At 65.3% G+C, this 8,578-nt stretch carries 6 protein-coding genes and 1 pseudogene; all 7 read left to right on the forward strand.

Annotated features, from left to right (window positions below; all coding sequences use genetic code 11):
- Positions 1-181: 181 nt before the first annotated feature.
- The 7 genes and pseudogenes from HX824_RS32165 to HX824_RS32195 all read left to right on the forward strand — a co-directional run bounded on the left by HX824_RS32165 (position 182) and on the right by HX824_RS32195 (position 8,552).
- A complete protein-coding gene (locus HX824_RS32165; RefSeq protein ID WP_023659005.1) occupies positions 182-1,843 on the forward strand; it encodes an ABC transporter substrate-binding protein in 1,662 nt (553 codons plus the stop codon).
- Positions 1,840-2,803, forward strand: a pseudogene (locus tag HX824_RS32170) (ABC transporter permease). The gene HX824_RS32165 and the pseudogene HX824_RS32170 overlap by 4 nt, the downstream one beginning before the upstream one ends.
- Positions 2,800-3,663 (forward strand): ABC transporter permease, encoded by an 864-nt coding sequence (locus HX824_RS32175; RefSeq protein WP_087694968.1) that lies wholly within the window; start codon positions 2,800-2,802, stop codon positions 3,661-3,663. The pseudogene HX824_RS32170 and the gene HX824_RS32175 overlap by 4 nt, the downstream one beginning before the upstream one ends.
- Entirely contained in the window at positions 3,660-5,375 is a 1,716-nt protein-coding gene (locus tag HX824_RS32180; RefSeq protein ID WP_177056088.1) for an ABC transporter ATP-binding protein, read from the forward strand. Before HX824_RS32175 ends, HX824_RS32180 begins: the two co-directional genes overlap by 4 nt.
- Positions 5,376-5,395: 20 nt before the next feature.
- Complete coding sequence (locus HX824_RS32185; RefSeq protein WP_177056091.1) at positions 5,396-6,604, forward strand: acyl-CoA dehydrogenase family protein; 1,209 nt, start codon at positions 5,396-5,398, stop codon at positions 6,602-6,604.
- The gene (locus HX824_RS32190) at positions 6,601-8,043 is read left to right on the forward strand and encodes an MFS transporter (protein ID WP_087694965.1); all 1,443 of its coding nucleotides are present in this window, start codon (positions 6,601-6,603) and stop codon (positions 8,041-8,043) included. The genes HX824_RS32185 and HX824_RS32190 overlap by 4 nt, the downstream gene beginning before the upstream one ends.
- Positions 8,040-8,552 (forward strand): GNAT family N-acetyltransferase, encoded by a 513-nt coding sequence (locus HX824_RS32195; protein WP_134326161.1) that lies wholly within the window; start codon positions 8,040-8,042, stop codon positions 8,550-8,552. The genes HX824_RS32190 and HX824_RS32195 overlap by 4 nt, the downstream gene beginning before the upstream one ends.
- Positions 8,553-8,578 lie beyond the last annotated feature (26 nt).

Genomic DNA, 8,578 nt, shown 5'->3' on the forward strand with positions numbered 1-8,578 from the left:
AACGGATATGTACTCAAACCTCACGCCCCCCCAAGGCCGAGCTGTTGCCTGACCAACACTTCCCACACACATTGTCGTTTTCAGCAATCCCCCAACCCTCCAATCCCCCCTGTTTACAGGCCCAAAAAACCGGCATGCCTTGTGCAATGACCCAGTTCCCGGACTTTAGGCCTGACCCATCATGCAAGAACCCGCCCCTTACCCGCGACGATCCAGCCCGTTGCTCCTTATCGGCACCGCCACACTCTGCGGCCTGCTCCTGGGCTGTGGCCAAGGCAGCTCCACCGTCACACGCAGTGACCAACCGGTAAAGGGCGGCACCCTGGTCTACGCCACCGACCGCGAACCCACCTGCCTCGACCCCCATGTGGCCGGCGACATGCCCCAGGTGTTCGTCGCCCAGCAGTACCTCGACTCCCTGGTCTCGATGGACGCCGACGGCCGCATCGGCCCCTGGCTCGCCAAGACCTGGGAAGTCTCCCCCGACGGCCTGACCTACACCTTCCACCTGCGCAACGACGTGCACTTCACCGACGGCACCCCGTTCAACGCCGCCGCCGTCAAGGCCAACCTCGACCACATGGCCAACCCCAAGACCCAGTCCAGCACCGCAGGCGGCTACATCCGCCAATACCGCAGCACCGACGTGCTCGACGAATACACCGCAGTGGTGCACCTGGCCACGCCGTACGCGGCCTTTCTTGAAGTCCTCGCCCAAGGCTTCCTCGGCATCGAGTCCCCCACGGCATTGCTGCGCTCGCGCGATGTGAACTGCGAAAGCCCGGTCGGCAGCGGCCCGTTCAAGGTCGTGCGCTGGGACCGGCAAAGCCAGGTCGAGCTGGTGCGCAACCCCGACTACAACTGGGCGCCACCCACCGCCAAGCACCAGGGCCCGGCCTGGCTCGACCGGATCGTCTGGAAGTTCATCCAGGAACCTTCCGTGCGCTTCGCCTCGTTGCAGGCTGGCGAGGTCGACGTGATCGAGGCATTGCCCCCCGAATCCCACGAGGCCGCTCGACGCAACCCGGACCTGACCCTGGTGATCGCCCAACGCCCCGGCAACCCCACCAACGGCACGCTGAACATTACCCGTGCGCCGTTCGATGACGTGCGAGTGCGCGAAGCCTTCGTACGCAGTTCCGACATCGAGGGTGCGTTGAAGAGCGTGTACTTCAACGAATTCCCCCGCGCCGGCGGGCCGCTGAGCCCAGCCACGCGCTTCTACAGCCCGGAGTTCCAGCACGCCCAGGATTACGACCCGGCCCGGGCTGCGCAGTTACTCGACCAGTCCGGCTGGACCCAGCGCGACAGCGAGGGCTACCGCACCAAGGACGGCAAGCGCCTGCAAGTTCACGTGGTGATGGGCAACCGCACGCCACCGTCGGAATACACCTTGTGGGAACAGGTGCAGGCCACCACCCGGCAGGTCGGCTTCGAGCTGATCGTCGACCAGATGAGTGACGTGCAGGCCACCAAACGCCAGGCCGACTGGGACTACGACATTCGCCTCGGCTACTGGAACACCAACACCGCCGACGTGCTGCGGATCATCTTCGGCAGTGAGTTCATCAGCCCGGCGGGTGTCGGTGGTTACCACCAGAACACCGCAGGCTTCAGTGACCCGGCGTTCGACACGCTGATCCGGCAAGCCCTCACTACCCAGGACAGCGAGCAGCGCCGGGCGCTGTATTACCAGGCGCAGAAAATCGCTTCCAGCCAGTACCTGCAATTGACCACCTACCCGCAAAGCACGCGGCTGGGTATCTACAAGACCACCCAGGGCGTGCGGCTGGAGCCGTCGCTGGCGGTGACTTATCTCTATGACGCATGGGTGAACAAATGAGCGACACATCACTTGCCAACCCACGGCGCGAGCGCCTGGCCCGGCTCGGCAAACGTGCGCTGTGGCGCCTTGCCGGCGGCGTGCTGGTGCTCTGGGCGGTGGCCACGCTGACGTTCTTTGCCTTGCGCCTGATGCCCGGCGATCCGGTGCAGGCGATCCTCNNCCACCCCCGAGACCATCGCCGAAGCCACCCGCGAGTACGGCCTCGACAAACCATTGGCGGTGCAATACGCGTTGTACCTCGGGCGACTGGTGCAGGGTGACCTGGGGGTTTCCTATTCCCAGCACCTGCCGGTGACCCGAGTGCTCGCCGAGCAATCCTGGCCGACCCTGGAGCTGACCCTGACCTCGCTCGCCCTGGCCTGGGTCCTGGTGCTGGCGCTGACGGTGCTGACCGCCGGCCGGCGACGCTGGGTTGCCAGCCTGGCCTCGTTGGCCGAAACCCTGGCCGCCGCGCTGCCGCACTTCTGGCTGGGGATTCTGCTGCTGGCGGTGTTTGCGTTCGGCCTGCGGCTGTTCCCGCCGGCAGGCAGTGATGGCTGGCGCACCCTGGTGTTGCCGTCGTTCGCCCTGGCGATTCCGCTGGCCGGGTTTATCGCCCAGGTCACCCGCGAATCCCTGGATTTGACCCTCGACCAACCCTTCATCCTGACCGCCCGCACCCGTGGCCTGAGTGACTTCAACGTGCGCTTCAAACACGCGTTGCGCCACGCCGTGTTGCCGGGCATCTCGCTGTCGGGCTGGGCCATCGGCGCGCTGATCAGCGGCGCCGTGGTGATCGAAGTGATTTTTTCCCGCAAGGGCCTCGGCCGCCAGTTGTACCAGGCGGTGCAGGCCCAGGACCTGCCGCTGACCATCGGCATCAGCCTGGTGGTCGCCGCCGGCTACGTGCTCGCCAATATCCTGGTCGACCTGTTGTACCTATGGGTCGACCCTCGCCAACAGGAACTTCCAGCATGAGTGGCCTGACCCTGGAAACACCGCTGCCCGCACTGCGGATTCAGCGCACCACTCGCACGCTGCGCCTCGGCCCGCTGTTGGCGATTACCTTTCTGTTGCTGGTGATCGTCGCGGCGCTGGTGCCGCAGTTGTTCGCCTACAGCGACCCGCTGGCCATCGTGCCCCGCGATGCGTTTCATTCGCCGAGCCTGAGCCACTGGTTCGGCACCGATCAGTCGGGGCGGGATATTTTTTCGCGGGTGATCCATGGCACCCGCCAGTCGTTGTTCATCGGCCTGGCAGCCACGGCGATTGCGATGACCATCGCCATTGTGCTTGGCCTGTTGGGCGGGCTGGGCGGCGCGCGGGTGGACCGCGGCGTGGGCTGGTTGCTGGAAGTGCTGTTTGCGTTTCCGAGCCTGATCCTGGCGCTGTTGTTCGTGGCTATTTTCGGCAGCGGCATCGGCCCGCTGATCGTCGCCACCGGGCTGGGCAGTGCGCCGGGTTATGCGCGGATGGTCCGTGGCCAGGTGCTGGCGGTGCGCAACGCGGGCTATATCGAAGCCGCCCGCGCCCTCGGGCATCCGCCGCTGCGGATCATCCTGCGCCAGTTGCTGCCGAACGCCATGCGCCCGTTGATCGTGACCCTGACCATGGGCGTGGGTCAGGCGATTGTCTGGGCCTCGGCCCTGAGTTTTCTCGGCCTGGGCGCCCGTCCGCCGGCACCGGAGTGGGGGACCATGTTGTCCATGGGCCGCGACTTCATCGCCAACGCCTGGTGGCTGACGTTCTTCCCCGGGCTGTTCATCGTATTGACCACGCTGTCGACCACGGTCACTGGCCGTTACCTGCAACAACGCCTGGAGGGCCGTCTTTCATGAGCGACCAGAAACGCTTGATCGTTGAAGGGCTGTCCATCGAGTTTGCCGGGCAGTCGGTGGTGCGCAATCTGTCTTTCACCCTGGAGCCTGGCAAGACCCTGGCGCTGGTGGGCGAATCCGGCTCCGGTAAAAGCGTCACCGCCCGCAGTCTGATCGGCCTGGCGGGTGCGGGCGCGAAGGTTACGGCGCGCACCTTGAGCTATGACGGTGTGGATTTGCTCAGCCTGTCGGAACGCGGCTGGCGTCGTTTGCGTGGCAATGGCATCGGCTTCGTGTTGCAGGACGCACTGGTGTCCCTCGACCCGTTGCGGCCGGTGGGCAAGGAAATTCTCGAAGTGCTGGAGACCCATCGCTGGGGCGACCGTCGCAGCCGTGGCGAACGCGTCATTGAACTGCTGGATCTGGTGGGCGTACCCGAGCCGCAACTGCGTGCCCGCCAGCGCCCCGATCAACTCTCCGGCGGCCTGCGCCAGCGTGCGCTGATTGCCAGCGCACTCGCATTGAACCCCGGCCTGGTAATTGCCGATGAACCGACCACGGCGCTGGATGCCACGGTGCAGGCGCAGATCCTGCAGGTATTGCAGCAGATCAAGGCCCGTGGTGATTCGCTGCTGATCATCAGCCATGACCTGGCAGTGGTCGCGCAATTGGCGGATGAGGTGCTGGTGCTGCGCCACGGCGAAGTGGTGGAGCAGGGCCCGAGGGATCAGGTGCTGCTCAACCCACGCCACGCCTACACCCGCTCGTTGCTGGATGCGGTGCCCGCCGAGCATGCCCAGGGCACACGCCTGTCGCCGGAGCGCAGCAACGCTGTGGCGCAACCACGGCCCGGCGCGGATTCGCCGGTGCTGCTCAAGGCCTCCGGCCTGGGCAAGCGGTATGTGGGCCCCGATCAACAGTCGCGCCAGGTGGTGGATAACGTCAGCTTCGAGCTGCGCGCCGGTCGCACCCTGGGCATCGTCGGTGAATCCGGCTCCGGCAAAACCACCGTGGCACGCATCGCCCTCGGCTTGCTGCAACCGGATGCCGGTGAGGTGCGTTTTCTCGACCAGCCATGGGCCGCGGCAGGTACCGAGCGGGTCGAGGAAAAGACCCGCCGTGTGCATCGCCGGGATATCAGCGTGATTTATCAGGACCCGCTGAGTTCGTTCGACCCGCGCTGGACGGTGGGGCAGATCCTCAGTGATGCGCTGGACGTTGCCGGTATCGACGCCGAGCAACAGGCGGCCCGCGTGACACAGTTGCTCGACCAGGTACGCCTGGCGCCGCAATTGGCCGAGCGCCGACCGTTGCAACTGTCGGGCGGGCAGCGCCAGCGCGTGGCGATTGCCCGGGCGATTGCCAGCAACCCCAAAGTGATTATCTGCGACGAGCCGGTGTCGGCGCTGGACGTGTCGGTGCAGGCCCAGGTCCTGGATCTGCTGGCCGACCTGCAAGCCTCGCTGGGCCTGGCCTACCTGTTTATCTCCCACGACCTGGGGGTGATTCGCCACGTCAGCGACGAAGTGTTGGTGATGCGCCACGGCCAGGTGGTGGAAAGCGCCAGCGTCGAGACGTTGTTTGAATCGCCCCAGCACGAATACACCCGGCGCCTGCTGGGCGCGGTGCCACGCCTGCCAGGCAGCGGCAAGCAGTTGGTGGTGCCGGCCCTGGAGCCGGAAAACCCCGGCTGGCTGTTTGATGAATCGCGCCTGTGGAAAATCGCCATCTAGACCTGAATCAAGGAAGTGCCATGAGCAAGTTGTCTGCTGTACCCACGCCGCCGGTTGTAACGGTGGCCGAACTGAACGCCCGTGCCGACCGCATCCTGCCGCAGATTGCCGCCGGCGCTGCGCAACGTGAGCGTGACCGCCAACTGCCGTATGAGGCCGTGGCGCAGATCGCCCAGGCCGGGTTGTTTACCGTGCGGATTCCCAAGCGGTTTGGCGGCGCCGGTGGTTCGGTCAAGGACGTGATTGCCTTGCTGATTCGCATCGCCTCGGCCGACTCCAACGTGGCCCAGGCGCTGCGCCCCGGTTTCGGGTTTGTCGAAGGCCTGCTGGCGTCCCGCGCCGAGGGGGCGGAGGAGGAGCGCGAGCGTTGGTTCGGGCGCTACCTGCAAGGCGCCGTGATCGGCAATGCCGGCTGGGAAGTCGGCGGTGCCAACGGTTCGATCAGTGCGCGCATCGTGCGTGACGGCGAGCACTTTCGCGCTTGCGGCAGCAAGTACTACAGCACCGGTTCGTTGTATGCCGATTGGGTCAGCGCCGTCGCCCTGGACGAGAATGACCAGCCCGTGTCGTTCATCCTGCCGCGCAACCGCCAGGGCCTGGAGTTGCTGGATGATTTCGACGCCATGGGCCAGCGCCTGACCGCCAGTGGCACCACCCATCTGCATGATGTGCAGGTGTTGGCCAGCGAGATCCGCACCCGCACCGTCGAGGAAGGCAAGCGCACGATTGTCACGCCGTTCCTGCAAGTGTTCCTCGCGGCGGTGCAGGCCGGTATTGCGCGCAATGCGCTGAATGATGCGGTGACCTTCGCCAAGGAGCATGCGCGGCCGATCAAGCACAGCAGCGCCACGCGCTCGGTGGATGACCCGTACGTGGAACTGAGCGTGGGCGACGTTTCGGCCCGGGCCTTTACCGCCGAAGCGGTGGTGTTGCACGCGGCGGACTCCATTGACCGCGCCTGGGCTGCGGATCTTGATGCGGTGGCCGTCGACCAGGCGGCAGTGGACGTGGCCCAGGCGCAATACATCGCGGCCGAGTCGGCGCTCAAGGCCGCCGAGCTGGTGTTCGACGTGGGTGGCGCTTCCACCACCGGCCGCGCGCATAACCTGGACCGGCACTGGCGCAACGCGCGCACCGTGGCCAACCACAATCCCCGGCACTGGAAAGCCGCAGCCGTGGGCGCCTGGCAACTCAAGGGCACGCCGCCTCCGACATCGGGGCTGTTTTGAACAAAGCCCTCGACCTTTCACACCCCTTGGGCGAGGTGGGCACCGGGCATGCGCGCCGGGTGCCGATGATCATCGGCTGTGCGCTGTTCATGGAACTGATCGACGCCACGGCAGTGCTCACCGCGCTGCCGCAGATGGCCCAGGATTTCGGCGAGCCCAGCGTGCGCATGAACCTGGTGGTGTCGCTGTACCTGCTGGCGGTGGCGCTGTTCGTGCCGGTCAGCGGCTGGGCGGCCGACCGGTTCGGGCCGCGTCGGGTGTTTATCAGCGCCATCGTGCTCTTCACCCTCGCTTCGGTGGCCTGTGCCTGCTCGGGCTCGTTGTTGCAACTGTCCCTGGCGCGTTTGGCCCAGGGCGCTGCGGGGGCGATGATGGTGCCGGTGGGGCAGGTGATCCTGCTGCGCTGGTCGGCGCGGGAAAACCTGCTGCGTGCCATGTCGTACCTGACGGTGGCGGCGCTGGTTGGGCCGCTGCTGGGCCCACCGTTGGGCGGGCTGTTGGTGACGGTGCTGTCGTGGCACTGGATCTTCCTGATCAACCTGCCGATCGGAGTGCTTGGGGTGATCCTGGTGCTGCGCTATATCCCGGACTATTCCGGGACACCCGGCCAGCCATTGGACGTTCCCGGCCTGTTGCTCAGCGGCGTGGCATTGGGCGGGCTGGTGTTCGGTTTCGAGGTGCTGGGCCACGGCCTGTTGCCGCGCCAGTGGGCGTTGCTGCTGATTGGCGGCGGGCTGTTGAGTGCCTGGCTGTATGTCCTGCATGCACGGCGGACGGCGTACCCGTTGATCGATTTTTCATTGTTGAAAATCCCGACCTTCGCGGTGAGCTTCTGGGGCGGCAACCTGATGCGCATCGGCAGCGCGTCACAGCCGTTTTTGCTGGTGTTGCTGTTCCAGCTGTGTTTCGGGCTTAACCCGTTGCAGGCGGGGCTGCTGAGCGTGGCCGGTGGCGTGGGGGCGTTGCTGATGAAAATGCTGGCAGTGCGGATTGTCAGCCGCTTCGGTTTCCGGCGCACCTTGATCGGCAATGCGGTGCTCACCGGTGCAACCATCCTGGCGTGCAGCCTGTTCGAGGTATCAACGCCTTACTGGATTGTAATACTGGTGTTATTTGGCAGCGGGATCATTCGCTCGCTGCAATTCAGCACCCTGGGGGCGTTGACCTATGCCGACGTGCCACCGGAGCAATCCAGCCGCGCCAGCAGCCTGTCGGCGATGACCATTCAGTTGACGTTGAGTTTATCGGTGGGCATCGCGGCGGGGCTGCTCGGCTTGATCATGGCCGTACGCGGGCATGCCACGGTCGAGCAGAGTGATATCGCCTGGATCATGGCGGGTGCCGGATTGCTGTGTGCCTTGTCGGGGCTGGTTTATCGCAGGCTGTCGCCCCAGGCGGGCTCGGCGATTTATGCAAAACGCGCAGAGGGAATTGGATGATTCGTGCAGCACGTATCGAGGACGCAGGTGACATTGCCTGGGTGCATATTCGCAGTTGGCAGCAGGCTTATCGTGAACTGATGCCGGCGGATTACCTGGCTTCGCTGGAGGCGACGCAGCCTCGGCGTGAAGCCTTTTGGCGGCAGTCGATTGAGCAGGGGAGCGAAGCTGTGTTTGTCGCGCAGGTCGAGGGGCGTGTGGTGGGCTGGATTGTTGTCAGCTCGAGTCGTGATGAGGATGCTGATCCAGGCGTAACCGGTGAAGTGCAGGCGGTGTATGTGCTGGCCGAGCATTGGGGAACGGGGGTGGGCAGGGCGCTGTGGCTCAGGGGGCTGGAGCATCTCGCGAGCCTGGGCCTGGAGACGGCGACGTTGTGGGTGCTGGCTGAAAACCGGCGGGCAGTGCGCTTTTACCAAAATGCAGGATGGATAGCGCAGCCCGAATCAAGCCGCACCCTTGCTCGGGGCGGTCGTGAGTTGGAGGAACTTCGCTACCAATCCCAAAAGTGACGCTGAACCTGTGGCGAGGGAGCTTG

Source organism: Pseudomonas sp. D4002 (genome assembly GCF_013385665.1).
In the GTDB taxonomy this organism is placed as follows: Bacteria; Pseudomonadota; Gammaproteobacteria; order Pseudomonadales; family Pseudomonadaceae; genus Aquipseudomonas.